Genomic DNA, 22,579 nt, shown 5'->3' with positions numbered 1-22,579 from the left:
GCCGCTTTTTGTGTTTCTCAGCGAGGAGGATTTTCATGTCCTTTCAGACGACGATTGCCCGACGCGTCGATTATGACGGCGTGGGGCTTCATTCCGGCGTCGTGGTGCATCTCTCGCTTATGCCGGCTCCGGTCGATGCGGGGATTGTTTTCGTGCGCCGCGACCTTGCGGGCGGGCCGCGCATTCGTGCGGCTGCGCCGCATGTGACCTCGACGGTGCGTGCGACGACGCTTGCTGAGGGCGGTGTGCGCGTCTTTACGGTCGAGCATCTGATGAGCGCACTCGCGGCGTTCGGCATCGACAACTGCTTTGTCGAGATGGATGCGGAAGAGCCGCCCGTTGCGGACGGCAGTGCGCTCGTCTTTTTTACGCTTTTGAAAGAAGCGGGAAAAGTGCAGCAGGAGAAGGAACGCCGCGAAATCATCATTGATCGTGTCTATCGCATCGACGACGGCGACCGCTTTCTCATCGCCGTGCCGTATGGCGAGGGGCTGCGCGTGAGCTTCACTTCACTCAACGAACACGCGCTTGTCGGCACGCAGTACCGCGACTTCATCTTTCGCGGGGACGCCTATGAGAAGGAGATCGCGCCGGCGCGTACGATCGCTTACGAGGGCGAAGTCGACGCCCTCAAGAAAGCGGGGCTTGGGCTTGGCGGCACGCTCGAAAACGTCATCGTCTACAACGATGAACGCTGGCTCAACGCGCTTCGCTTCCCCGACGAACTCGTGCGCCATAAGATCCTCGATCTCATCGGTGATATTCGCCTCGCCGGCTTCGTGCGCGGTCATATCATTGCCGTGAAGTCAGGTCACGCACTGAATACACAGCTCGCGAAAGCGCTTTATGCTGCGTTCGAATCGAGCGCCGGATAGAAGGGCGCTGCATCTTTGCTACGATTGCCGGATATATTCCGTGAAAGAAAGAAGGAGCGAAACACTATGGTTTTGGACATCAATGAAATTCAGAAGATCTTGCCGCATCGTCCGCCGATGCTTCTCGTCGACCGCATCATCGAGCTTGTGCCCTTTGAGTCGGCGACGGGCATCAAGTGCGTGACGATGATGGAAGATTTTTTCCGCGGGCACTTCCCCGACTCGCCGATCATGCCGGGCGTGCTGATCTTGGAAGCTATGGCGCAGGTCGGCGGCATCACGATGCTCTACCCCGAGGAGAACCGCGGCAAGCTCGCGCTCTTCGGCGGCATGGAGGGCGTGAAGTTCAAGAAGCCTGTCGTGCCCGGCGATCAGCTCGTGACGAAGGCGAAGATCACGAAGATTCACGGTGATTTCGGCAAGCTCCACGCCGATGGCTATGTCGATAACGTACTCGTCGCCAAGGCGGACTTCACTTTTGCGCTGCAAAGGGCAGAAAATATGTCCTAAAGGGCAAGATTCGCACGAGAATAGGTGCCAGTCTTTTATCAACCCCCGAAAATTGCCGATTTTGCCGAGATTTGCGAGGCAGAATACGACAGGGTTCGCCGGATTATAATAATATGGTGCTGTATGCCTGCATGGATGGGCGAGGAACCGTTGGCGGTTCCGTAAGATCCTGCGGCAAAGACCTTCTTTTATTTTGAAAGGCATAGATGGAATCCTGTCAGCTCTTTTCGAGAGGAATAAGGGGTGGGAATAATGATAGACAGCAAAGTAGTGGCATACATCCACGAATCGGCGGTTGTGAGTCCGCGTGCGCATGTGGCGAAGGGCGTGGAGATTGGACCTTACGCCGTGATCGAGGAGAACGTGACGCTCGGAGAGAATGTCAAGGTCGGCGCACATGCTGTGATCGGCGCGAATGTTTCAATCGGCGCGGGTACGCGTATCGAGCCGCACGCCGTCATCAACAGTTGGACGAGCGTCGGCAGGGACAGCCATATCTTCCAGTTCGCTTCGGTCGGCGCGGAGCCGCAGGATCTGAAGTTCAAGGGCGAAAAGAGCTATACGATCATCGGCGACCGCACGACGATCCGCGAGTATTCGAGCATTCACCGCGCGACGGGCGAGGGCGAGGAGACGCGCATCGGCAGCGACAGTCTGCTCATGGCTTGTACGCATGTCGCGCACAACTGCGTCATCGGCAATCACGTCATCATGTCAAATGCAGCGATGATCGCAGGTCATGCCGTCGTCGAGGATCGTGCCGTTTTAGGAGGCATGTGCGGTATCCACCAGTTCGTGAAGATCGGCAGGAACGTGATGATCGGCGGCATGTCGAAGGTCGTGCAGGACTGCGTGCCCTATACGATCGTCGATGGACATCCGGCGCGTGTCGTCGGGCTGAACAGTGTGGGCATCGCGCGCGCGGGCATCGCGGTCGAGGCGCGGCGCAACATCAAGCGAGCCTACAAGATCCTCTTCCGCTCGGGGTTGAGTCTTGCACAGGCGATCGCTGTCATTGAGCAGGAAGTCGATACATCCGAAGAGGTCGAGCATTTCCTGCGCTTTTTGCGCAACGTGGATCGCGGGATATGCCGTGAGCGCCGCGAGAACGAATAGAGATTCGGAAGAAATCGGAGGGAGAACCTTTGGAGAAAATTGGACTGTTAGCCGGCGTGGGACGCTTGCCTGTCGTCTGTGCGCAGGCGGCGAAAGCGCTCGGCATTGAGGTCAGCGCCGTATCGCTTCTCGCGGATACGGATGCGGAGCTTGCCGCCGTCTGCGCCGATCATCGGGCGATCAACGTCAGCAAGCTCGGTGCGATCATCGACTACCTCAAGGAACGCGGCGTGACGAAGGTGACGCTTCTCGGCAAGGTCACGAAGGAGCTTCTTTTCGCAGGGAGTCACGAGCAGCCCGATATGCGTATGATGCAGCTTTTGATGTCGCTGCCCGACAAGAAGGATGATACGATCATGCTCGCTTTCGTCAAGGAGCTGGCGAAGGAAGGGCTTGAGGCGTTTGATCAGACGGCGCTTCTGAAAACGCTGATGCCTGCGGCGGGTACACTGACGAAGCGCGAGCCGACCGAAGAAGAGCGCGCGGACATGGAGATGGCGCTTATGATGGCGAAGGAGCTTGGTCGGCACGACATCGGGCAGACTGCCGTCGTCAAAGAGAAGGCAGTCATGGCTCTCGAAGCCATCGAGGGTACGGATGCCTGCATACGGCGCGGCGGGGCGCTCTCGGGCGGCGGCGCTGCCGTCGGCAAGGCGGCAAAGCCGCAGCAGGATATGCGCTTCGATGTACCTACCGTCGGCGCGGCGACGATCGAGTCGATGATTGCTGCAGGCGCGAAAGCGCTCGCCATCGAAGCTGAAAGAGTGCTCGTCGTCGATCAGGCGAAGGTGCTTGCACTCGCCGAAGAAAACGGCATAACAATCGCAGCGATTTGAGGATTTGCGCGGCGGATACAGGCTATGTATCCTCGCGCTTTTTCGACTTCATAGGAAGCGCGGATAAGAAGGGGAGGGGCAAGATGAAGATCATGATGTCGGCGGGCGAGGCGTCGGGCGATTTGCACGGCGCACGTCTGGCGCAGGAAATGCTTGAGATGAGACCTGATGCAGAGCTTTTCGGCTTTGGCGGCGCCAAGATGGCGGAGGCGGGCGTGCGTCTTGTGCGCGACTGTCGCGACTACAGCATCATGGGCGTCTGGGAGGTCATCTTAGGGCTGGGTCGGCTCCTGCAGCTCGAAAAGACGCTTGTCGAAGCGATGCGCGAGGAAAAGCCGGATCTTCTCCTCATCATCGACTATCCTGATTTTAACTGGCGACTCGCGGCGAAGGCGAAAGCGCTCGGCGTTCCCGTCTTTTCCTATATCCCGCCGTCGGCTTGGGCGTGGCGCAAGGGCCGCGCGAAGAAGTGCGCGGCGATCGCAAAGGAGATCGTCACGATCTTCCATCATGAGATCGGCCCTTACGTCACAGCCGGCGCGAATGTCACCTTTCTCGGCAATCCGCTCGTCGATACGGTGCGTGCTGACATGGAGCCGGAAGCGGCACGGGAGTTTTTCCGTCTCAAAGATGACGAACGCGCCGCGCTGCTCTTACCCGGCAGCCGCAGGCAGGAGATCGCGCTTTTGCTGCCCGATATGCTCAAGGCGGTGCGCATTCTGCATGAACAGCATCCTTCGACGCGCTTCTTTCTTCCTGCCGCACCCGGCATCGAGCGTGAAGAGCTCATGCACTACATCGAAAGATCAGGTGCGTCCGTCGAGCTGACAGACGCGCATACCTACGACCTCATGGGCATCGCCGATTTCGCCATCGCGACATCCGGCACCGTCGTCATGGAAGCGGCGCTGATGAATCTGCCCGCCGTCGTTTGCTATCGTATGGGCAGGCTCAATTATGCCATCGGCAAGATGCTCGTGAAGATCGACCACTTCAGTCTGCCGAATATCATCTTGGGTGAGGAAGCGGAGCCGGAGCTTTTGCAGGACGAGGTGACGCCTGAGCGCATCGCCGAGGAAGCGGCGAAGCTTTATAAGGGCGAGCCGCACCGCGATTCCGTCATGGCGCGGCTCAAGGTCGCCGTGCTGCAGCTCGGCCCGCCGGGCGCAGCGGTGCGCGTCGCGGCGCATGTGCTCGCGGCGGCGGGCGGCAGTGGGAATGAGAGGGAAGCATGAAGAACTACGTGCGCCTGCTGCGGTATATCCGCCCCTACATGAAGCATCTGGCATTTGCCATCGTCTGCATCGTGTTCGCGGCAGCGGCGAACCTCTATGTGCCTTGGATCATCAAGGACATGATCGACAAGGTGCTCATGGAGCGCGACATGGCGATGCTGAACCTCATCGCGGTCGGCATCGTCGTCGTGTTCTTCTTCCGCGGCGTCTTCTACTATGGGCAGAGCTACCTCGTGTCCTTCGTCGGGCAGCGCGTCGTCATCGACATTCGCGAAGCGCTTTTTGAAAAGTTTCAGCGTATGCCGCTCGCCTATTTCGACCGGCAGCAGACGGGCGCAATCATGAGTTATGTGACGAACGATGTGCAGGCTTTGCAGAATGCGCTTGTCGATAAGCTCATCGAGTTTGTGACGGAAAGCTCTGTGCTCATCGGCTCGATTGTGCTCATGTTTTATCTCGATTGGAAGCTCACGCTGATCACACTCATTACGGTGCCGCTCGTCGGGCAGGCGATGAATATTTTCGGCAAGAAGCTCAAGCAGTCGGGCACGGTCATCCAAGAGCGGCTTGCCGACATCAACTCGCTCTTGCAGGAAAGCATCTCGGCGGTGCGCGTCGTCAAGTCGTTCGTGCGCGAACGCCACGAGATCGCGCGCTTTCATCGGCAGAACGAGCTGAATTTTCAAGCCGAGATGAAGAACGTGCAGCTCACGAGCCTTTTGACGCCGACCGTCGAGTTTCTCGCGGCGATCACGGTCACGTTCATCTTGTGGATCGGCGGCTATGAGGTCGTGCAGGGCGATCTCACGGCAGGCTCGCTCGTCGCTTTTCTGACATACGCCGTGAATCTCGCGAACCCCGTCAAGCGCATCAGCCGCATCTACGGCACAATACAGAGAGCGATGGCGGCGGTTGACCGCGTGTTCGGCGTGCTCGATATGGAGGAGACGATTCACGACAAGGAAGGCGCCGCGCCTCTGCCTGAGATCGAAGGCCGCGTCGCTTTCGAGGATGTGTCCTTTTCCTACAAGGATGGCGTGCCTGCGCTTTCACATGTGACGCTTGAGGCAAGTCCCGGGCAGCTCATCGCCTTTGTCGGTCCTTCGGGGGCGGGCAAATCGACGATCGCGAACCTCATTCCGCGTTTTTACGAGGTCAACGAGGGGGCGATCCGGATCGACGGTCACGATGTGCGTGATGTGACGCTTGATTCCCTGCGTGAGCAGATCGGCATTGTGCCGCAGGAAACGATGCTTTTTTCGAGCAGCGTGCGCGAAAATATCCGTTACGGCAGGCTTGACGCGACGGACGCCGAGGTCGAGGAAGCGGCGCGTGCGGCGAACGCTGAAGAGTTCATTCGGCAGCTTCCCGACGGCTATGAAACGAAGATCGGCGAGCGCGGACTGAATCTTTCGGGCGGGCAGCGTCAGCGCATCTCGATTGCGCGCGCCATCTTGAAAAATCCGCGCGTCCTGATCCTTGACGAAGCGACGTCGGCGCTCGATACGGAGAGCGAGAAGATCGTGCAGGCGGCGCTCGACAAGCTCATGGTGGGGCGCACATCCTTTGCTATCGCGCATCGGCTGTCGACGATTTTCAACGCCGACTGCATCTATGTCATCAACGGCGGACGCATCGTCGAGCGGGGGACGCACGCGGAACTTCTGGCGGCGGGCGGCCTTTACAGCACGCTTTACCATATCCAGTTCAAGAACGAGGAAGAAACTTTGCAGCCTGCACGGGCATGATGCGGCAATAAAGGAGAGGAACCATGCGCTTACTTTATAATCTCGCGGCGATTCTCGCCGTCGTCCTCATCATACCCGTCTTTTTGGTACGCGCCGTACGTGAGCGCGGCTTCGTCGAGCGCGTGCGGCAGAGTCTCGGGTTTTTCCCCGAACACGCGCTTGACAAGGTCGCGAAGAAGAACAGTATTTGGGTACATGCGGCGTCCGTCGGTGAGATCGTCGCCGCAAGTCCTTTGATTCGGGAATTTCGCAAGGAGTTTCCGAAAAGTCCGATCCTCGTTTCTGTCGTCACGACGGCGGGCTACGAGATGGCGAACCGCATCATCAAGGATGCGGACAGCATCATCTACTTTCCGCTCGATCTGCCGTGGCGTGCGGGAAGCATCCTGCGGCGCATCCATCCGCGCATCTTCATGCCCGTGGAGACGGAGCTTTGGCCGAACTTTCTGCGGACGGCGAAGAAGCTCCACATCCCCGTCATGATGGTCAACGGGCGCATCAGCGACAAAAGCGTCAAGCGCTACAAGCATCTGCACAGTGTCCTCGACGATATGATCAGCACGGTCCGAATGTTCGCCATGCAGTCGCCCATCGACGCCGAGTACATCATGCGTCTCGGTGCGCCGCCCGAGCTTGTCACCGTCACGGGCAACACGAAGTTCGATCAGACGTATACGGACGTGAGTACGGCGGAGAAGAATAAACTCATTCGTGAGATGGGGCTTTCGAAGAGCGGCGGCATCTTCCTTGCGGGCAGCACGCATCGCGGCGAGGAGACTCCCGTCTTAGAAGCCTTTGCCGCGCTTCGGAAAAAGTTCCCCGAGGCGAAGCTCATCATCGCGCCGCGCGAGCTTCTGCGTACGACGGAGGTCGCTGCGCGTTGCAGACACAAGGGGTTTTCCGTCGCACGACGCACGGAGCTTTTGGAAAATCCGCAGGAGGGTCACGACATCGTGATCCTCGACACGATCGGCGAGCTGGGCAGGGTTTACAGCATCGGCAGCGTCATCTACGTCGGCGGCAGTCTCATCGCGCACGGCGGACACAATATCCTGGAGCCGGCGGCGCACGGCAAGGCGATCATCGTCGGACACAACATGTTCAACTTCAAGGATACGCATGTGCTGTTTACGAAGCGAAGCGCCTGCATCACCGTGCATGACGAAGGAGAGCTTGCCGAAGCTGTTCTAAGGCTTTTCGAGGATGTGGACGCGCGGCGGCGCATGGAGCACGAAACACTCGCCATCGTCGGCGAGAACAAGGGCGCATCGAGAAAGACTGCCGTGATCCTGCGCGAGTTCCTCGAAGACTTTGAGCAGGGAGAAAATGCGGGCAAGGTGCGCACGACGGAGCGCGTCGAGAACTTCCGCACCTACGTCACCGATCTCATGCGCCGCCGCCATGCCGATGGCATTTGGCTGCATCTCATCATGGGCGTGCTGTATGCGTTTTCTGTCATTTATCGGCAGCTCGTGAACTTGAAACTCTGGGGCTACAAGGCGGGCGTTTTTCAAAGAAAGCGGCTCGGCTGTTACGTCATCAGCCTTGGCAACATCACGGTCGGCGGCACGGGCAAGACGCCGACGGCGCAGGTTTTGGCGGCAGCTGTCCGCGACAGGGGCTATCGCGTCGTCATCTTGAACCGCGGCTATCGTGCGAAGTGGCGCGGCGACGTCGGTATCGTTTCCGATGGACAGAAGCTCTACATGGATGCGACGGAGGCGGGAGACGAGGCGTTCATGCTCGCCAAGCATCTGCCCGAAGTGCCCGTGCTGATCGGCGCGGAACGCGCGCTCACAGGGCAGTACGCCATCGAGCATTTCGGCGCGGAAGTCGCGATCCTAGACGACGGCTACCAGCATTGGCAGCTCGCACGCGATATGGACATCCTGCTCGTCGATGCGGTCAACGTGTTCGGCAACGGCTATATGCTGCCGCGCGGCACGCTCAGAGAGCCTGTCGCGCACATTGAACGCGCCGACGTCTGCCTTTTGACGAAGGTCGATCAGGCGGTCGGCGTATCGCGCGAACACATCAAGAACACGATACGAAAGTACAACGAGAAGGCGCTGATCATGGAGAGCATCCATCGACCGCGCCGCTTCGTCGAACTCAAGGACTGGCATCGCGACATCGCGGGCGAGGGCGTTGATATTAAGACGCTCGATGGGAAAAGGGTCATGGCGGTCTCGGCGATCGGCAATCCCATGTCGTTTGAGCAAACGCTCTCCGACGTCGGCGCGAAGATTGTCGAGAGTCTGCGGTTCCCCGATCACCATGAGTATACGACGAAGGAACTGCAGGACGTCCTCGATCAGGCGATCTCCCTCGGGGCGGAAGCTATCGTCATCACGGAGAAGGACGCCGTGAAGATTCCGTTGACGATCATTGAGGCGAAGGTGCCGATCCCCGTATTCGTCATCTGCGTCGAGGTCACGTTTCAAGAGGGGGCGACGGAGTTTCAGGAGATGCTCGCCGCACATCTGCAGGAAAGGAATGCTGCCTTGCGAAAGGGAGGAGAAGAGAAATGAGGACACTCTGCGTGATTCCGGCGCGCTATGCATCGACGCGCCTGCCGGGCAAGCCGCTCGCCGATATATGCGGCAAGCCCATGATCTGCCGTGTCTTGGAGCGTGCGAGCCTTGCCAAGAAGCCCGAGAAGGTGATCGTGGCGACGGACGATCGGCGCATCTATGACGCCGTGCAAAAGGACGGCGGCGAGGCGATCATGACGCGAGCCGACCACCCGACGGGCACAGATCGGCTCGCCGAAGTTGCGGCGGCATATCCGGCAATGGATCTCATCGTCAATGTGCAGGGCGACGAACCGCTCATAGAGCCGTCCGTGATTGACGAGCTGATCGCGCCCTTTGAGACGGACGAGAATCTGCCGATGGCGACGGTCATGACGCGCATGGACGATGCGGCAGAGCAGCTCAATCCGAACAACGTCAAGGTCATCGTGGACAAGCTCGGCTATGCGCTCTACTTCTCGCGCTCGCTCGTGCCTTATCCGCGTGCGTCTGTCGTGCCTGTATACAAGCACATCGGCATTTATGCCTATCGGCGCGACTTTTTGCTGCACTATGCGCGTCTTGCGCCGACGCCCTTGGAGAAGGCGGAGTCCTTAGAGCAGCTCCGTGCGCTTGAAAACGGCTACGGCATTCGTGTGCTGGAAACGCGCTGCCGCTTTGTCGGCGTCGATACGCCCGAGGATTTGGCGCTCGTCAATAGGATCTACCGCGAGCAGGGATTGGCGTAGAGGCGGCGCAGGTGCGCTTGGCGTCGTCGCCTGCAGAACGGCGGCGGGGAATCTGTCGAACGATTTTTCAGAGAAAGGCGGTACTATGATGATGAACAAGGTGAAGGTCAGAGATTTCACGATCGGCGGGGGCAGCCCGCTCGTGCTTATGGCGGGGCCGTGCGTCCTCGAAGAGTTGGATCGCTGCCTGCTCATTGGGCGCACGATCAAGGAAATCACCGCAAGGCTTGGCGTCCCCTACATCTTCAAGGCGTCCTTTGACAAGGCGAACCGCTCGTCTTTCAACAGCTTCCGCGGACCGGGGCTGAAGAAGGGGCTGGAGATGCTGCAGACGATCAAAGACGAGCTGGATGTACCTGTCGTGACGGACATTCATAAGGAATCGCAGATCGCGCCTGCGGCGAAAGTCGTCGATGTACTGCAGATTCCTGCCTTTCTCTGCCGGCAGACCGACCTCATCTATGCGGCGGCAAGATCCGGCTGCGTCGTCAACGTCAAGAAGGGGCAGTTCCTCGCGCCGCGCGACATGGGCAACGTCGTTGACAAGCTGCACGAGGGCGGCTGCTCTGACATTCTTTTGACGGAGCGTGGCGCATCGTTCGGCTACAACAATCTCGTCGTCGATATGCGGAGCTTTCCCATCATGCGCACGTTCGGCGCACCCGTCATCTTCGACGCGACGCACAGCGTCCAGCTGCCGGGCGGCGCGGGCACGTCGTCGGGCGGCAACCGCGAGTTCGTCGAGCATCTGGCGCGCGCCGCTGTCGCCGCCGGCGTCGATGGTTTGTTCATGGAGGTGCATGACAATCCCGAAGAAGCGCTTTGCGACGGTCCGAACAGCCTTTACCTCGACAAGCTCGAAGAAGTGCTGAAAGACGTTCTGGCGATCTACGATGTCGTGAAAGGAAAGCTGCTCTGATGGTTTTTGCTGCAGATGCGACGGAGCGTGCGCGCCGCGTGCGCTTCATCATCTTCGATGTCGACGGCGTCTTGACGGACGGCGGCATCTATACGGGCGAGACGGGCGAGTTCATGAAGCCCTTTTATGTGCGCGATGGGCTCGGTATACGCCTGTGGCAGAATGAAGGCTTCGGCACGGCGATCATCACGGGACGTGCGAGCGCCATCGTTTCTTTGCGCGCCGCCGAGCTGAAGATCGAGGACGCATACCTCGGTCATATCGACAAGCGCAGCGCCTACGCCGATATCAAGGCGCGTCATGGACTTCTTGACGAGGAGATCGCCTACATCGGCGACGATCTCGTCGATCTCGCCGTCATGGGGCAAGTCGGCTTTGCTGCTGCGCCTGCCGACGCTGCGGACGAGGTCTGCGCCTTGTCGCATTTCGTGGCGCATGCGCCAGGCGGCAGAGGCGCCGTGCGCGAGATCGTCGAATTTCTCTTGAAGGCGCAGGGCCGTTGGGCGGATATCGTCGCGCGTTTTTCCGCTCCGGCGAAAGTCACGAACGTCTCCCAATGATTATTTCCAGACAGCAGGTGAATCTTCATGCTCTACAAATCGCTGATGGCTTTGAGCCGCACGCTCCGCTTCCTGCCGCACGGTGCGCTGCTCTTTCTCGGTGCGCTGCTCGGCAGGCTCTATTACATCCTCATCAAGAAGCAGCGTGAACTTGCTGTGCGTCAGATGATGACAGGGCTTGCCGTTTCGGAGAAAGAAGCGCGAAAGATTGTACGCGCCTCTTTCGTGAATCTCGCGCAGAATATGCTTGAGATCCTGTATATGCCGAACCTCAACGAGAAAAATTTGCATGAGTACATCGAGATTGAGCATCTTGAACGCATGAAGGATGCACTCGCCGAAGGGCACGGCGTCGTCGTTCTCACGGGACATATCGGCACTTGGGAATGGCTGTCCGCCGCCTTTTCGCTGTCGGGACTGCCGGTCACAGCGATCGCCAAAACGCAGCCGAATGCGGAGTATTCGCGCGTCCTCGACGATCTGCGCGCGACGATCGGCGCGGAGATTTTCTCACGCGGTACGAGTGAGCTTCTGTCGGCGGGACGCGCCTTGAAGAAGGGGAAGATCTTGGGGTTCCTCGCCGATCAGGATGCGGGGCCGGGCGGCGCGTTCATCGACTTTCTCGGCAGGACGGCGTCGACGCCTTTGGGGCCCGCCGTCTTTTCGCGCAAGTTCCATGCGCCCGTCGTGCCGGCGTTCATCCTGCGCCGTCCCGACGGCAAGCACACGGTTCGCGTCTATGAGCGTATGGAGTATGTTGACACAGGCGATGTGGAAAAGGATCTTTATGATTTCACCGTGCGTATGACGCGTCTGATGGAAGAGGTCATTCGCGAGAATCCGACGCAGTGGCTGTGGTTTCAAAAGCGTTGGAACACGCCGCCCGAGATGAAGAAGGAGAAGCACCACGGCGCGATGCTGCAGGGAGGCAAGAAATGAGCGACGGGAAAAAAATCTTCTGGGGAGCCCTCGCGGCTCTCGCCGTCCTCGGTGTCGTTGTTTGGGCGATCTGGACTGTACCTGAGCCGCCCTCGCTCGATGATGCCCCGCACATCATGCGCTACGAGGGCAACACGCTGCGCTTGGAAAAGAACGGACGCACGGTCTGGCAGCTGACGGCGGAAGCCATCGAGGCGAATGCCGACGGCAAGACGGCAGAAGCACGAAATATCGAGGGCGTTTTCCATGAAGAGGGGAGAGAGCTTCGGCTGACTGCGCCGCATGCCGTCTACCATCTGGAATCGAAGGATCTGATGATCGACGGCGGCGTGGAGATTCGGACGACGGACGGCGTCGCTTTGACGAGCCGCGAGGTCGTCTGGACGGACGCACAGGGGACGCTCGCCGCCGTCGGCGATGCGGTGCTCACGCAGGCAGAACAAGGGCTTCGCGTGACGGCAGAGCGCATCGAAAGCAAAGACGGCTTCCAAAAGTTCACGGCGAAGGGCAAGGACGGCAAGAAAGCGCATATTGAAAAGGGGAGTGGAGAGAAATGAGGAAGAAGGGATACGCCGCACTCGCTGCCGCCGTCTTGACCGCGGCGCTGAACATGGGCAGCCTGCAGGCGGCGGAAGAAGCCGCATCCTTGGACGGCGAGAGCGTCAGCTACGACATGGCGACGGGCGTCATCACGGCGGAGGGCGGCGTCGTTTTTCGGCGCGGCACGGCGAGCGTCACGGGAGAGCGGGCGAGTTACAACACGAAGACGCAGCAGGGCGAGATCACGGGCGGCGTCGTTGCCGTCGATACGGCGATGCGCTTGACCGCGGAAAGCGTGACGCTGGTGTCCGCCGATGAAGTGCAGGCGACGGGCGGCGCCGACGTCACGAAGGACGACCTCCATCTGACGGCGGATCGACTCTTTGTATTTTCAGAGGATCGCTATGTCGCAGAAGGAAACGTCTATGCCGAAAAAGCGGATAAGACCTTTACGGGTGCACGCGCCGAATACACGCAGTCGGCGAACTACATGCTTGTCTCTGACGGCGGCACTGTGCGGACGGCGGACGGTACGTTCAGCGCCGACCGCATGGAAGGCTGGCTCTCCGAGGAGCATTATCGGGGCACGGGTAATGTGCATGTCGTAAGCCCGCCTAGGAGCTTCGAGGGCGGCGGCGATATGGTCAACTACTATGCCAATGCTGCGGACGGCAAGGGCAAGTGCGTGCTTGAGGGAAATGCCTGGGCGTACCAGGGGAACAATATGCTCAAGAGCAATCATCTGACGGTTTACCTTGCCAATACGGGAGAACTTGGGGTAGAATAAGAATGATCTGCGGCAAAAACAGAGGTGAAAGACTTGCATCTGGAAGCGAAAAATTTGGTCAAGACATACAAGCGGCGCAACGTCGTCGATCATGTCTCCCTGCGCGTTAATAAGGGGGAAATCGTCGGACTGCTTGGCCCGAACGGCGCGGGCAAGACGACGACATTCTATATGATTACGGGGCTTGAGCAGCCAAGCTCGGGCGATGTATTCGTTTCCGATGTGTGCATTACGACGATGCCCATGCACGAGCGCGCACGGCTCGGCATCGGCTATCTCGCGCAGGAAGCGTCGATCTTCCGCAAGATGACCGTCGAGGAAAATCTCCGCGCGATTCTTGAGATGACGAAACTTTCGGCGGCGGAGCAAGAGCAGAAGATGGAACAGCTCCTCGCAGAGTTTCACGTCAGCCATGTACGCGACCGCCTTGGCACGGAGCTTTCGGGCGGTGAGCGCCGCCGCGTCGAGATCGCCCGCTGCCTTGCCATCGAGCCGCAGTTCATCCTGCTCGACGAGCCTTTCGCAGGCGTTGACCCGATCGCCGTCGCCGATATACAGGAAATCATCTCATACCTTCGAGAGCGCGGCATCGGCATCTTGATCACCGACCACAACGTGCGCGAAACGCTGCATATTGTTGACCGCGCTTACATCCTGAACGACGGCAAGATCCTCATCGAAGGGGACAGCGCGACCATCGCGGCGAGCGAGCTTGCACGCAAGTTCTATCTTGGCGACAAGTTCACGTTATAGGAGCGTCTCTATGCAAATTCGACTTTTGGACAAATATATCTTTCGTGAAGTCTGCGTCGCCTTTATTTTCGGTATATGCGCAAGTTCTGCCGTGTTCGTCGGCTCAGGAACTCTCTTTCGCATCGCACAGTACATCACGGAGTACGGCGCATCCTTCGGCTCGATTGTCAAGATGTTCATTTTTAGTCTGCCTGCCATCGCCATCTACACCTTTCCGATGTCGATGCTCTTGGCGGCGCTTTTGACCGTCGGCAGAATGTCGAGCGCGAGCGAGATCACAGCGATGAAATCGTGCGGCGTCGGTTTCCAGCGCATCGCTGCGCCCGTCATCGCGCTCGGCGTCATCGTCAGCATTTTTTCCATCCTCTTCACGGAGTATGTGGTGCCGCGTGCCAATAATGCGTATCAGGACGTCATCACCTACGAGATTCAAAACAACGCCGCGCCCAAGTCGCAGGAGCACATCATCATCAAGGAAATTTCCGACGGCAGCCTGCAGCGGCTCATGTACGCACGTCGCTACGATGCCGTATCAGAAACGCTCGAAGGCGTGACGCTGCAATCGTTTGAGAACGGTGAAACGAATTACGTCGAAGACGCCGCTTACGCCAAGTGGGAGGGGACGCAGTGGACGATGTATCAAGGCGTGATCTACGAGATCGCAGGCGGCAAGTCGGAGCATACGATGCGCTTCGATAAGCAGATTCTGTCGATCAGCGCAGGTCCGGGGCGCATCGTGCGCGAGCAGAAAACGCCCGAACAGCTGACGATGAAGGAGCTGCGCCAGCAGATCGAGATCATGCGCGCGCAGTTCGTTGACACGAAGAAGCTCGAAACGGAGCTTTACCAGCGCATCACGATTCCGATGGCGAGCCTTGTGTTCGCCTTGATCGGCGTGCCGCTCGGTATGCAGCCGAACCGCAGCAGCTCCTCGCGCGGCGTGGGGCTAAGTCTCTTGATTTTCTTCATCTATTACGTTCTCATGACGATGGCGGGGGCGATCGCGCAGTCCGGCGCCTTGAATCCCGCGTATGCCGTCTGGCTGCCGAACGTCGTCGGACTGCTTGCAGGCGGCTGGCTCATGCGTCGCGCGTCGCGCTAGGTCTTTAGAAAATAGAAGGAAAGGAGCATATCTCGATGTACGGTATCGTCTTGATCCTCGTGCTCATTATCACGGGCGGCGTCGTCGCCGTCATCGGCGACCGCGTGGGTACAAAGGTCGGCAAGAAGCGGCTGTCGATCTTCGGTCTGCGGCCGCGTCACACATCGACGATCGTCACGATCGTCACAGGCATCGTGATCACGACGCTGACGTTTGGCATACTCGCCGCTGCATCTGAGAACGTGCGCACAGCGCTCTTCGGCATGGAGCAGCTCAACCGCTCCATGCAGGAAACGAAAAACAAGCTCGCGCGTGCGTCTGAGGAACTGACGGCGGCGCGTGAGGAACAGGGGAAAGCCGACATGGCGCTCGCCGAGCTGAAAGGCAGCGTCCAGTCGCTCGCAGAAGAAGCCGAACGTCTCTCGGCAGGCAATCGTGTACTCTCAGCGAAAAACGATGCGCTCGCGCGTGAAAATGCTGCGCTCGACGATCTGAACCAATCGCTTGCCGCAGAAAACGATGCGCTCGCTGCGGCGAACGAGACGCTTGCGGCGGACAACACACAGCTCATCGGCGACAAAAAGGCGCTCGAAAAGCACACCTACGATCTTAGGCGCGGGCTTGAAATCATCCGCGAGGGCGACATCGTCTATCGTGCGGGCGAAGTCATCGCGGCGGGCGTCATCAAAGGCGGCCGCCCCGAAGATGAAGTCCGCGCCGATGTCACCTCGCTTGCACAGCTCGCGAGCCGCAACGTCTCAGCGCGCTTGGGCAAGGATCTGCCCGACGGCGAGATCTGGGTCTACTCGCCCGAGGTCGACGACGCCGTCACACGCATCGCCAAGAGTTCCGGCGACATGGTCGTGCGCGTCGTCGCGGCGGGCAACCTCGTGCGCGGCGAAGCCATACGCGCCGCTCTTGACCTGCATCCAAACAGCATCGTCTACCGCCAGGGCGAATTCATCCTCGCGCAGTCGTACCGTTTGACGGGAATGGGCGACGAGCAGGCGTCAGAATCCTTGGTCATGGATTTCTTGAAGCGCGTCAACGCCGCCGCCTCGGCGCACGGCATCCTGCCCGACCCGATTCGCGGCACCGTCGGCGTTATCGACGGACAACAGCTCTATGACATCGTGCAGACGGTCGAGCCGCTCTACGGCATGATTCTCTTCTCCGCGTACGCGCGCGACGATACCGATGCGCTGGGTCCGCTGCGCCTCAATATCAAGCTCGAACAGGAGCAGGAGCAGGAATGATGGCTCTAAAAACGCTGGCTGCCCTCGACCCCGGTCGTGAAAAATGCGGCTTTGCCGTTGTGAACGGCGAAGGCGCGGCGCTTTTCCAAAAAGTGATCGAAACGCTTAACCTTGAGCGTGAAATTACCGATAAATACTTTGAGTATGCGTTTACCACCCTTGTGCTCGGCAATGGCACGACGAGCAAAGAAGCAAAGAAGCGCATCGAAGAAGCCGTGCCGCTTCTCAACGTGCTGCTCGTCGATGAATACCGCACGACGGACATGGCGAAGCGGGTGTATTGGCAGGCGCATCCGCCGCGCGGCTGGCGAAGGCTTTTGCCCGTCACCATGCTCGTGCCGCCCGAGCCTGTCGATGATTTTGTTGCTATCATCCTTGCACGGCGCTTCCTCGAAGGAGCGTCGTCGGGCGATGTTTAGGAGACAGGGAAAGAGATTTCCCGTAAAAAGATTGGAAAATGCTGGCGTAGTCATTCCGAACAGGAATGGGATCAGCCTTTCCGCAAAGTAAAGGAGAGTTCACATGGCAGAAAAAGAAGAGAAGATCGAAGCGAAAGAAACGAAGAAAGCGGCGGCAGAAGCTGTCAAGTCCGAAAAGGCCGTGAAATTCGATGCGATGCTCAAGGAGCTGGACATCCAGGCATTCCAGAAGCAGGAAGTCGGCGATGAATACGGCACGGTGCTCTACCGTTCCTCGATGGAGATCAAGGGGCAGTTCCTGCCCGTCATCGTCATCCTCGACGCCTCGATCTATGGTCTTGTGCGTGTTATCGTCGGCAGCAAGGTCGTCAACGAGAAGAACGAGAGTGATCTCGCGGCATACATCAACGAGATGAACAGTCGTTACAAGGTATTCAAGTACTACACGGTGGAAGACGGCAGTCTCGTCCTCGACGCCTGCCTGCCTGCCTCTGACGAAGCCTTCGAGCCGGACATCGTGCGCACGATCCTCGATGTCATCCTGCAGCATTTGGATGAAACCTTCGGCGATACGATGAAAACCATCTGGGCGGACAACTGAGAAATGAAGGAAAAGAAAGGGCTGCTCTCGGAAACGAATTTTTGTTTCCGAGAACAGCCCTTTTTCTTTTGCTCGTCATAGCCGTTTGTTCGATTATGGCAGCGCACGGCAGTCGTATGGGCGAATGCTCATGCCTCATTTTGCCAAGAGACGCGTTTCAGTCAGACCCTGCCAGATGTTTTCCGTGGAGAACGGCGCTATGGTACCCATGAGCTTCTGCACGAAGCTCTTCTTGCGTTTGAACTCATGCACCTCGATGTTCTTGTCGTCGTCTTCGCCCATGCGGTGCAGCAGATCCTCGTAAGCATCGTAATAGCCGCCGAACGCGTCGATCAAATCGTTTTCCTTCGCGAGCACGGCGCCGACAGGACGCCCGTCGAACATCTCTTCCGTGTTCTTTATCTGCGGACGGTACTTCGTCACATGTGCGATGAAAGCATCGTGCGTTTCCTTCGCAAAGCTCTCCAAATAGGCGCGTTCCTCGTCCGTCATCTTGCGCGTGGGATTGCCGATGTCTTTCATGCGCCCCGATTTGATCGTCACATACGTCACGCCGATTTTCTCCGAAAGACCCTCGATGTTTGGGATTTGCATAATGCAGCCGATGGATCCCGTCATGCTGCCCTTGTTGGAGTAAATTGCATCGGCGACGCACGCGATCATGTAGCCGCCTGAGCAGCAAATGTCAGCGATCGTTGCGACGACGGGGATCTTGCGCTCATCCTTGAGCCGTGCGAGAAGCTGCGCCAGCTCTTCGGAAGCGCCCGCTGTGCCGCCCGGCGTGTTCATGCGCAGGAGCAGTCCGTCGATGCGCTCGCCCTCGTCGAGATAGTTATAGAGGAAGTCGAGCATCCCGAGCGTGCCGCCTTTCTTGCCGTAGCGCTCCGGCGACGCATCGATCACTTCGTTGATGGTAAGCACTGCCATTACCTTTTTCTTCTTTTTGAATCGCTTCATCAGCTGCATGAGAAAACCCCTTTCCTAAAGGAAGCGCGGATACATCCGGCGCCGCCGCCCCGACGCATCTCTTCTTTGTCTTTGCATCGTAAGATCCATAGAGAAAAAAGAAGGACTGCAGCATAAGTCAAAGACTTGTGCTCAGTCCCTTTTTTTGCGAATCAATTCGCAGCGACAGCCTCGTTCAGCCCCTTCATCAGAGCGTCGATGTCGATGCCGTGCGCGAGCGCACCCTGCTCGATGTTCTCAAAGTGCGAGGCGGCGCAGCCGATGCATCCCATGCCGGCGCTCATGAATACGGGAACCGTGGCAGGGTATTTCTGGACAACCTCTCCGATGCCCATATCTTTCGTTATGGTCACACAAAAACCTCCTTCATTTACAGGGAAACGTCCAAGAAGTCGAGCGATATGCCGACCGTTTGATTGGTTCCATGTAAGGTCGAGTACACGGCAGAGCCGCATACGAGAATCACCTTACTACTAGATAGATTATAGCATGTTTCCTAGCGGATAGCCAGAGTATAATTACGAAAACGTGCTGTGGGGATAATCTTGTATTTCAAAGAATATCCTCCATCGTTTCATGTGCTGAAGCATAGGACTTGAAATGCTCGGGATTTGTCGCATAAACCTCAAAACGTCCTATGCGATCGGTATATCATAAATTTGAGGAGAGATACAGTGTAGCTATATTGTGCGTGTAGTTTATAAGGGTTTGCACACCGCATGAAGAACGCGTCGCATTTATAGGATACGAAAAGGAGCTGTCATACATGCTTGCAACAGATCCTTTTGTGGATAATTTTCCTTGCATTTTCCCGCCGCCGCGCTATAATGAATATTGCAAGGGGAGTCCACGAATGGGCTGAGAGGGGGCTTTTCGCTCCGACCCGAAACCTGATTTGGATCATGCCAACGTAGGGAATAGAGGGCGATTTTGACCGCATACACCACTTTGGCGTGTGCGGTTTTCTTTTTGGGAGGGATGAAGATGGTGAAGGTCAACGGCGAGGACGCTGCGGCGGATGGCAGGATGCTCTTGGACTATCTGCAGGAAGCCGGCTATACGCCTGCACGCATCGCCGTCGAGAGAAACGGCGAGATTGTGCCGCGGGCGACGTATGCATCGGTGCGGCTTGCGGCGGGCGATGTCGTGGAGATCGTGAGCTTCGTCGGCGGCGGCTGACGGCAAGGTGTGGTTTGCTGCATTCTTGCGGCATGTGCAGTCGATGTTGACAGAATTTCTCCCGCAGGGGAGAGTTGGAGGGGGAGCATGATGGAAAGGAAGCAGGAGGACGATCTTCTGAATCTGGGGGGGAAATCGTTCCGCTCACGTTTTATTTTGGGATCGGGCAAGTATTCGCTCGAACTCATCCGCGCCGCCGTGGAGAATGCGGGCGCGGAGATGGTGACGCTCGCCGTGCGGCGCACGAATACGCGCGCAGGCGAGAGCATCCTCGACTACATCCCCGCGCATGTGACGCTCCTGCCGAACACGTCGGGCGCACGCTCGGCGGAGGAGGCGGTGCGCATCGCACGCATGGCGCGCGAGCTTGGCTGCGGTGACTTCGTCAAGGTGGAGATCATGCGCGACGCGAAGTACCTGCTGCCGGACAACGGGGAGACGATCCGCGCGACGAAGCTGCTCGCCGCCGAAGGTTTCACCGTCCTGCCGTACATGTTCCCCGATCTCTATGCGGCGCGCGCCTTGCAGGATGCCGGGGCGGCGGCGGTCATGCCGCTCGCCGCGCCCATCGGCTCGAATCAGGGACTGCAGGCGAAGGCGTTCATCAAGATTCTTGTCGAGGAGATCGACGTGCCGATCATCGTCGATGCGGGCATCGGCAGGCCGTCGGAAGCGTGCGAGGCGATGGAGCTTGGCGCCGCTGCTGTCATGGCGAATACGGCGATCGCGACGGCAGGCGATGTGACGCGGATGGCGGCAGCGTTCAAGTCGGCGATCGAAGCGGGGCGCGCGGCATATCTTGCGGGGCTTGGCCGCGTCTTGGAGCGCGGCGCGGCTGCGTCCGATCCGCTGACGGGCTTTCTGCACGATTGAGGGGTGATGAGATGGGAGAAGATGCAGAGTACTTCGTAGATTCAGCATGTCTGCGAGGTGCGGCGCTCGAAAAGAAGCACCGGCTCGAAAACGATCCGGCGAGCCGCACGGATGCTATGGAATACGCGCCCGATATGGAACAGATCGACTCCGATGTGCGTGAAAAGGTCTTGACTGCAATGAAAGATTACGATCCTGCCGCCTATTGTGCCGCCGACGTGGAGCGTGCGCTCGCGCACGAAACGTGCGGCGTCGAGGATTTTGCGGCGCTTTTGTCGCCTGCCGCCGCGCCGTTTTTAGAGCGCATGGCTAAACGTGCGCAGCGGGAAACAGGGCGGCATTTCGGCAATACAGTCTATGTCTTTACGCCGCTTTATATCGCAAACTATTGTGACAACTACTGCGTCTATTGTGGATTTAATCGCTATAATGACATCGTGCGGCGCAGACTTGAGATGGTGGAAATCGCACGCGAAATGGAGATCATCGCAGCGTCAGGCATCGAGGAGATCCTGATCTTGACCGGTGAAAGTCCCGTCAAAAGCGACATCTCCTATATCGGTGCGGCATGTCGCTTGGCGCGGCAGTATTTTCGAAGCGTCGGTCTTGAAATCTATCCGGTGAATACGGCGGACTATCGCTATCTGCATGAGTGCGGCGCGGACTATGTGACGGTGTTTCAGGAGACGTATGACACCGCGCGTTACGAGGAACTTCATCTCGCTGGCAGGAAGCGCGTGTTTCCCTATCGCTTTGAAGCGCAGGAGCGTGCTATTTTGGGCGGTATGAGAGGCGTTGGCTTTTCCGCGCTCTTGGGGCTTTCCGATTTTCGGCGCGATGCCTTGGCGACGGCGCTGCACGTCTACTTCCTGCAGCGCAAATACCCGCATGTCGAATACTCGCTCTCCTGTCCTAGGCTACGCCCCATCGTCAACAACGCGAATATCCATGCGCACGACGTGCATGAGAAGGAGCTTTGCCAAGTGCTATGCGCCTACCGCATCTTTCTGCCCTATGTCGGCGTCACGGTCTCTTCGCGCGAGTCGGCGAGCTTTCGCGACGGCATCGTGAAGATCGCGGCGACGAAGGTATCGGCGGGTGTCTCTACGGGCATCGGCGACCACGAGGAGAAGTACGAGGGGAAAAAAGCGCTGGCGGCGGGCGACGAGCAGTTTGAAATCGCCGACGCGCGCTCGCTTGCCGAGATGTATGCGGGACTTTCGCGCAGCGGACTGCAGCCCGTGCTGAACGATTACGTCTATGTATAGAGGAAAAATCATCGCCTGCATCACGAATCGCCATCTCGTACGGGGCGATTTCCTCGCACAGATCGAGCGCGTCGCCGCGATGGAGATGTTGGACTGGATCATCGTGCGCGAAAAGGACTTGACGTCTGAGGCGTATCGGACGCTTTTTGCTGAAGTTTCCCGCATCGCGCAAAGGCATGGGAAGAAGTGTCTCGCGCATGGTCGGATTGCGCTCGGTATGATCTCGGAACTGGGCGCGGACGGCATTCACCTGCCGTTGGATGCCCTGCGTGAATGGCGTGCGGCGAGCACACAGGGCGGACAGCATTCAGCGCCGCAAGCGGGCGCCGTGCAGCTCGTCGGCGCATCGACGCATTCCGCTGCCGAAATCGCCGAAGCCGCCGCTCTCGGCGCGGCGTATGCAACGCTCAGTCCCATCTTTGCCACCGCCTGCAAGCCCGGCGCCGCCCCCCTCGGCACCGCCGCCCTCGCCGCTGCTTGCAAGGCGTCGCCGCTCCCCATATTCGCGCTCGGCGGCATAGGGAAAGAGCAGCTTGCTGCTTGTGTAGAAGCAGGCGCAGCCGGCTGCTGCATGATGTCGGCATGGATGCGGTGAGGGGCTTGACGAATTAGGTATGGGCGGCAGGGAAACGATGGTGATGATGGAGATTCCACAGTTTGAGTGGGGAGGATATAAGGCTCTGTGTATGAAAAAAAGACAGCTTTCGCTGTCTTTTTTCATGAAGCTGCCTTTATCAGTGATTCCCTTTGAATCATAACAGATAAAGGCGAAATTTGTTGCCGCTTTATGGCGATGTTTTTTCGGAATCTTCGTTGAGGCTGATGGAGGAAAACA

Annotated in this window: 24 protein-coding genes and 1 riboswitch; of the genes, 22 read left to right on the top strand and 2 right to left on the bottom strand. The window is 58.5% G+C overall.

Translation table 11 applies throughout. The features are described from left to right. The first annotated feature begins 35 nt into the window (after positions 1–35). The 18 genes from lpxC (at position 36) to ACTTKG_RS02490 (ending at position 17,458) form a co-directional block, all read left to right on the top strand. Positions 36–875: a UDP-3-O-acyl-N-acetylglucosamine deacetylase gene (gene lpxC, locus ACTTKG_RS02575; RefSeq protein ID WP_442672695.1), complete on the top strand. Its 840-nt coding sequence runs from the start codon at positions 36–38 to the stop codon at positions 873–875. A gap of 66 nt (positions 876–941) precedes the next feature. Further along, entirely contained in the window at positions 942–1,385 is a 444-nt protein-coding gene (gene fabZ, locus ACTTKG_RS02570; protein ID WP_442672694.1) for a 3-hydroxyacyl-ACP dehydratase FabZ, read from the top strand. A 252-nt stretch (positions 1,386–1,637) separates the two neighbouring features. Further along, on the top strand, positions 1,638–2,501 hold the full coding sequence (lpxA, locus tag ACTTKG_RS02565; RefSeq protein ID WP_442672693.1) for an acyl-ACP--UDP-N-acetylglucosamine O-acyltransferase: 864 nt from the start codon (positions 1,638–1,640) through the stop codon (positions 2,499–2,501). Positions 2,502–2,530: 29 nt separating this feature from the next. After that, the gene (locus ACTTKG_RS02560; protein ID WP_442672692.1) at positions 2,531–3,337 is read left to right on the top strand and encodes an LpxI family protein; all 807 of its coding nucleotides are present in this window, start codon (positions 2,531–2,533) and stop codon (positions 3,335–3,337) included. A gap of 83 nt (positions 3,338–3,420) precedes the next feature. Then, positions 3,421–4,572: a lipid-A-disaccharide synthase gene (gene lpxB / locus ACTTKG_RS02555; RefSeq protein WP_442672691.1), complete on the top strand. Its 1,152-nt coding sequence runs from the start codon at positions 3,421–3,423 to the stop codon at positions 4,570–4,572. After that, positions 4,569–6,320 (top strand): ABC transporter ATP-binding protein, encoded by a 1,752-nt coding sequence (locus tag ACTTKG_RS02550; RefSeq protein ID WP_442672690.1) that lies wholly within the window; start codon positions 4,569–4,571, stop codon positions 6,318–6,320. The genes lpxB and ACTTKG_RS02550 overlap by 4 nt, the downstream gene beginning before the upstream one ends. Before the next feature lie 23 nt (positions 6,321–6,343). Then, positions 6,344–8,851: a tetraacyldisaccharide 4'-kinase gene (gene lpxK, locus ACTTKG_RS02545; protein ID WP_442672689.1), complete on the top strand. Its 2,508-nt coding sequence runs from the start codon at positions 6,344–6,346 to the stop codon at positions 8,849–8,851. Then, positions 8,848–9,582 (top strand): 3-deoxy-manno-octulosonate cytidylyltransferase, encoded by a 735-nt coding sequence (gene kdsB, locus ACTTKG_RS02540; RefSeq protein ID WP_442672688.1) that lies wholly within the window; start codon positions 8,848–8,850, stop codon positions 9,580–9,582. Before lpxK ends, kdsB begins: the two co-directional genes overlap by 4 nt. A 91-nt stretch (positions 9,583–9,673) precedes the next feature. Then, the gene (kdsA, locus tag ACTTKG_RS02535) at positions 9,674–10,501 is read left to right on the top strand and encodes a 3-deoxy-8-phosphooctulonate synthase (RefSeq protein ID WP_442672698.1); all 828 of its coding nucleotides are present in this window, start codon (positions 9,674–9,676) and stop codon (positions 10,499–10,501) included. Next, positions 10,501–11,061: a KdsC family phosphatase gene (locus ACTTKG_RS02530; RefSeq protein ID WP_442672687.1), complete on the top strand. Its 561-nt coding sequence runs from the start codon at positions 10,501–10,503 to the stop codon at positions 11,059–11,061. The genes kdsA and ACTTKG_RS02530 overlap by 1 nt, the downstream gene beginning before the upstream one ends. A gap of 27 nt (positions 11,062–11,088) precedes the next feature. Continuing rightward, entirely contained in the window at positions 11,089–12,000 is a 912-nt protein-coding gene (locus tag ACTTKG_RS02525) for a lysophospholipid acyltransferase family protein (RefSeq protein ID WP_442672686.1), read from the top strand. Next, positions 11,997–12,557: an LPS export ABC transporter periplasmic protein LptC gene (lptC, locus tag ACTTKG_RS02520; RefSeq protein ID WP_442672685.1), complete on the top strand. Its 561-nt coding sequence runs from the start codon at positions 11,997–11,999 to the stop codon at positions 12,555–12,557. Before ACTTKG_RS02525 ends, lptC begins: the two co-directional genes overlap by 4 nt. Then, entirely contained in the window at positions 12,554–13,327 is a 774-nt protein-coding gene (locus ACTTKG_RS02515; RefSeq protein ID WP_442672684.1) for an LptA/OstA family protein, read from the top strand. The genes lptC and ACTTKG_RS02515 overlap by 4 nt, the downstream gene beginning before the upstream one ends. A 33-nt stretch (positions 13,328–13,360) precedes the next feature. Next, entirely contained in the window at positions 13,361–14,080 is a 720-nt protein-coding gene (gene lptB / locus ACTTKG_RS02510) for an LPS export ABC transporter ATP-binding protein (RefSeq protein WP_442672697.1), read from the top strand. Between the two features lie 10 nt (positions 14,081–14,090). Beyond that, positions 14,091–15,182: an LptF/LptG family permease gene (locus ACTTKG_RS02505; protein ID WP_442672683.1), complete on the top strand. Its 1,092-nt coding sequence runs from the start codon at positions 14,091–14,093 to the stop codon at positions 15,180–15,182. Between the two features lie 35 nt (positions 15,183–15,217). Further along, positions 15,218–16,438, top strand: coding sequence for a DUF3084 domain-containing protein (locus tag ACTTKG_RS02500; RefSeq protein ID WP_442672682.1), 1,221 nt, complete (start codon positions 15,218–15,220; stop codon positions 16,436–16,438). Next, on the top strand, positions 16,435–16,857 hold the full coding sequence (locus tag ACTTKG_RS02495; RefSeq protein ID WP_442672681.1) for a pre-16S rRNA-processing nuclease YqgF: 423 nt from the start codon (positions 16,435–16,437) through the stop codon (positions 16,855–16,857). The genes ACTTKG_RS02500 and ACTTKG_RS02495 overlap by 4 nt, the downstream gene beginning before the upstream one ends. A gap of 103 nt (positions 16,858–16,960) precedes the next feature. Next, positions 16,961–17,458, top strand: a complete 498-nt coding sequence (locus ACTTKG_RS02490) for a histidine kinase (RefSeq protein WP_442672680.1) — start codon at positions 16,961–16,963, stop codon at positions 17,456–17,458. Between the two features lie 135 nt (positions 17,459–17,593). Here ACTTKG_RS02490 and sppA read toward each other — a convergent pair whose 3' ends face one another. After that, complete coding sequence (gene sppA / locus ACTTKG_RS02485; RefSeq protein ID WP_442672679.1) at positions 17,594–18,385, bottom strand: signal peptide peptidase SppA; 792 nt, start codon at positions 18,383–18,385, stop codon at positions 17,594–17,596. A gap of 191 nt (positions 18,386–18,576) precedes the next feature. Further along, a complete protein-coding gene (locus tag ACTTKG_RS02480; RefSeq protein ID WP_442672678.1) occupies positions 18,577–18,777 on the bottom strand; it encodes a DUF1858 domain-containing protein in 201 nt (66 codons plus the stop codon). 476 nt (positions 18,778–19,253) lie between these two features. Continuing rightward, positions 19,254–19,359, top strand: a riboswitch (TPP riboswitch). 43 nt (positions 19,360–19,402) lie between these two features. On the opposite strand from ACTTKG_RS02480, the gene thiS reads away from it, so the two are divergent. From thiS to ACTTKG_RS02460, 4 genes are all read left to right on the top strand, one after another. Next, positions 19,403–19,603 (top strand): sulfur carrier protein ThiS, encoded by a 201-nt coding sequence (gene thiS / locus ACTTKG_RS02475; protein ID WP_442672677.1) that lies wholly within the window; start codon positions 19,403–19,405, stop codon positions 19,601–19,603. A gap of 90 nt (positions 19,604–19,693) precedes the next feature. Continuing rightward, positions 19,694–20,476 carry a thiazole synthase gene (locus ACTTKG_RS02470; RefSeq protein WP_442672696.1) on the top strand — a complete coding sequence of 261 codons (783 nt, stop codon included), beginning with the start codon at positions 19,694–19,696 and terminating at the stop codon, positions 20,474–20,476. Between the two features lie 11 nt (positions 20,477–20,487). Further along, positions 20,488–21,744, top strand: a complete 1,257-nt coding sequence (thiH, locus tag ACTTKG_RS02465) for a 2-iminoacetate synthase ThiH (protein ID WP_442672676.1) — start codon at positions 20,488–20,490, stop codon at positions 21,742–21,744. Continuing rightward, positions 21,737–22,339: a thiamine phosphate synthase gene (locus ACTTKG_RS02460; RefSeq protein WP_442672675.1), complete on the top strand. Its 603-nt coding sequence runs from the start codon at positions 21,737–21,739 to the stop codon at positions 22,337–22,339. The genes thiH and ACTTKG_RS02460 overlap by 8 nt, the downstream gene beginning before the upstream one ends. Positions 22,340–22,579: the final 240 nt, after the last annotated feature.

Source organism: Selenomonas sp. (assembly GCF_052169755.1).
Classification (GTDB): domain Bacteria; phylum Bacillota; class Negativicutes; order Selenomonadales; family Selenomonadaceae; genus Selenomonas.
This window is presented reverse-complemented; position numbering and strand designations above follow the sequence as displayed.

Coding starts and splice junctions, on each gene's coding strand:
- ACTTKG_RS02515 (WP_442672684.1), top strand. CDS start 12,554: ATGAGGAAGAAGGGATACGCCGCACTCGCTGCCGCCGTCTTGACCGCG.
- kdsA (WP_442672698.1), top strand. CDS start 9,674: ATGAACAAGGTGAAGGTCAGAGATTTCACGATCGGCGGGGGCAGCCCG.
- lpxK (WP_442672689.1), top strand. CDS start 6,344: ATGCGCTTACTTTATAATCTCGCGGCGATTCTCGCCGTCGTCCTCATC.
- ACTTKG_RS02460 (WP_442672675.1), top strand. CDS start 21,737: ATGTATAGAGGAAAAATCATCGCCTGCATCACGAATCGCCATCTCGTA.
- thiS (WP_442672677.1), top strand. CDS start 19,403: ATGAAGATGGTGAAGGTCAACGGCGAGGACGCTGCGGCGGATGGCAGG.
- lpxB (WP_442672691.1), top strand. CDS start 3,421: ATGAAGATCATGATGTCGGCGGGCGAGGCGTCGGGCGATTTGCACGGC.
- ACTTKG_RS02470 (WP_442672696.1), top strand. CDS start 19,694: ATGGAAAGGAAGCAGGAGGACGATCTTCTGAATCTGGGGGGGAAATCG.
- lpxA (WP_442672693.1), top strand. CDS start 1,638: ATGATAGACAGCAAAGTAGTGGCATACATCCACGAATCGGCGGTTGTG.
- ACTTKG_RS02550 (WP_442672690.1), top strand. CDS start 4,569: ATGAAGAACTACGTGCGCCTGCTGCGGTATATCCGCCCCTACATGAAG.
- kdsB (WP_442672688.1), top strand. CDS start 8,848: ATGAGGACACTCTGCGTGATTCCGGCGCGCTATGCATCGACGCGCCTG.
- ACTTKG_RS02490 (WP_442672680.1), top strand. CDS start 16,961: ATGGCAGAAAAAGAAGAGAAGATCGAAGCGAAAGAAACGAAGAAAGCG.
- thiH (WP_442672676.1), top strand. CDS start 20,488: ATGGGAGAAGATGCAGAGTACTTCGTAGATTCAGCATGTCTGCGAGGT.
- ACTTKG_RS02495 (WP_442672681.1), top strand. CDS start 16,435: ATGATGGCTCTAAAAACGCTGGCTGCCCTCGACCCCGGTCGTGAAAAA.
- sppA (WP_442672679.1), bottom strand. CDS start 18,385: ATGGCAGTGCTTACCATCAACGAAGTGATCGATGCGTCGCCGGAGCGC.
- ACTTKG_RS02525 (WP_442672686.1), top strand. CDS start 11,089: ATGCTCTACAAATCGCTGATGGCTTTGAGCCGCACGCTCCGCTTCCTG.
- lpxC (WP_442672695.1), top strand. CDS start 36: ATGTCCTTTCAGACGACGATTGCCCGACGCGTCGATTATGACGGCGTG.
- fabZ (WP_442672694.1), top strand. CDS start 942: ATGGTTTTGGACATCAATGAAATTCAGAAGATCTTGCCGCATCGTCCG.
- ACTTKG_RS02500 (WP_442672682.1), top strand. CDS start 15,218: ATGTACGGTATCGTCTTGATCCTCGTGCTCATTATCACGGGCGGCGTC.
- ACTTKG_RS02530 (WP_442672687.1), top strand. CDS start 10,501: ATGGTTTTTGCTGCAGATGCGACGGAGCGTGCGCGCCGCGTGCGCTTC.
- lptC (WP_442672685.1), top strand. CDS start 11,997: ATGAGCGACGGGAAAAAAATCTTCTGGGGAGCCCTCGCGGCTCTCGCC.
- ACTTKG_RS02505 (WP_442672683.1), top strand. CDS start 14,091: ATGCAAATTCGACTTTTGGACAAATATATCTTTCGTGAAGTCTGCGTC.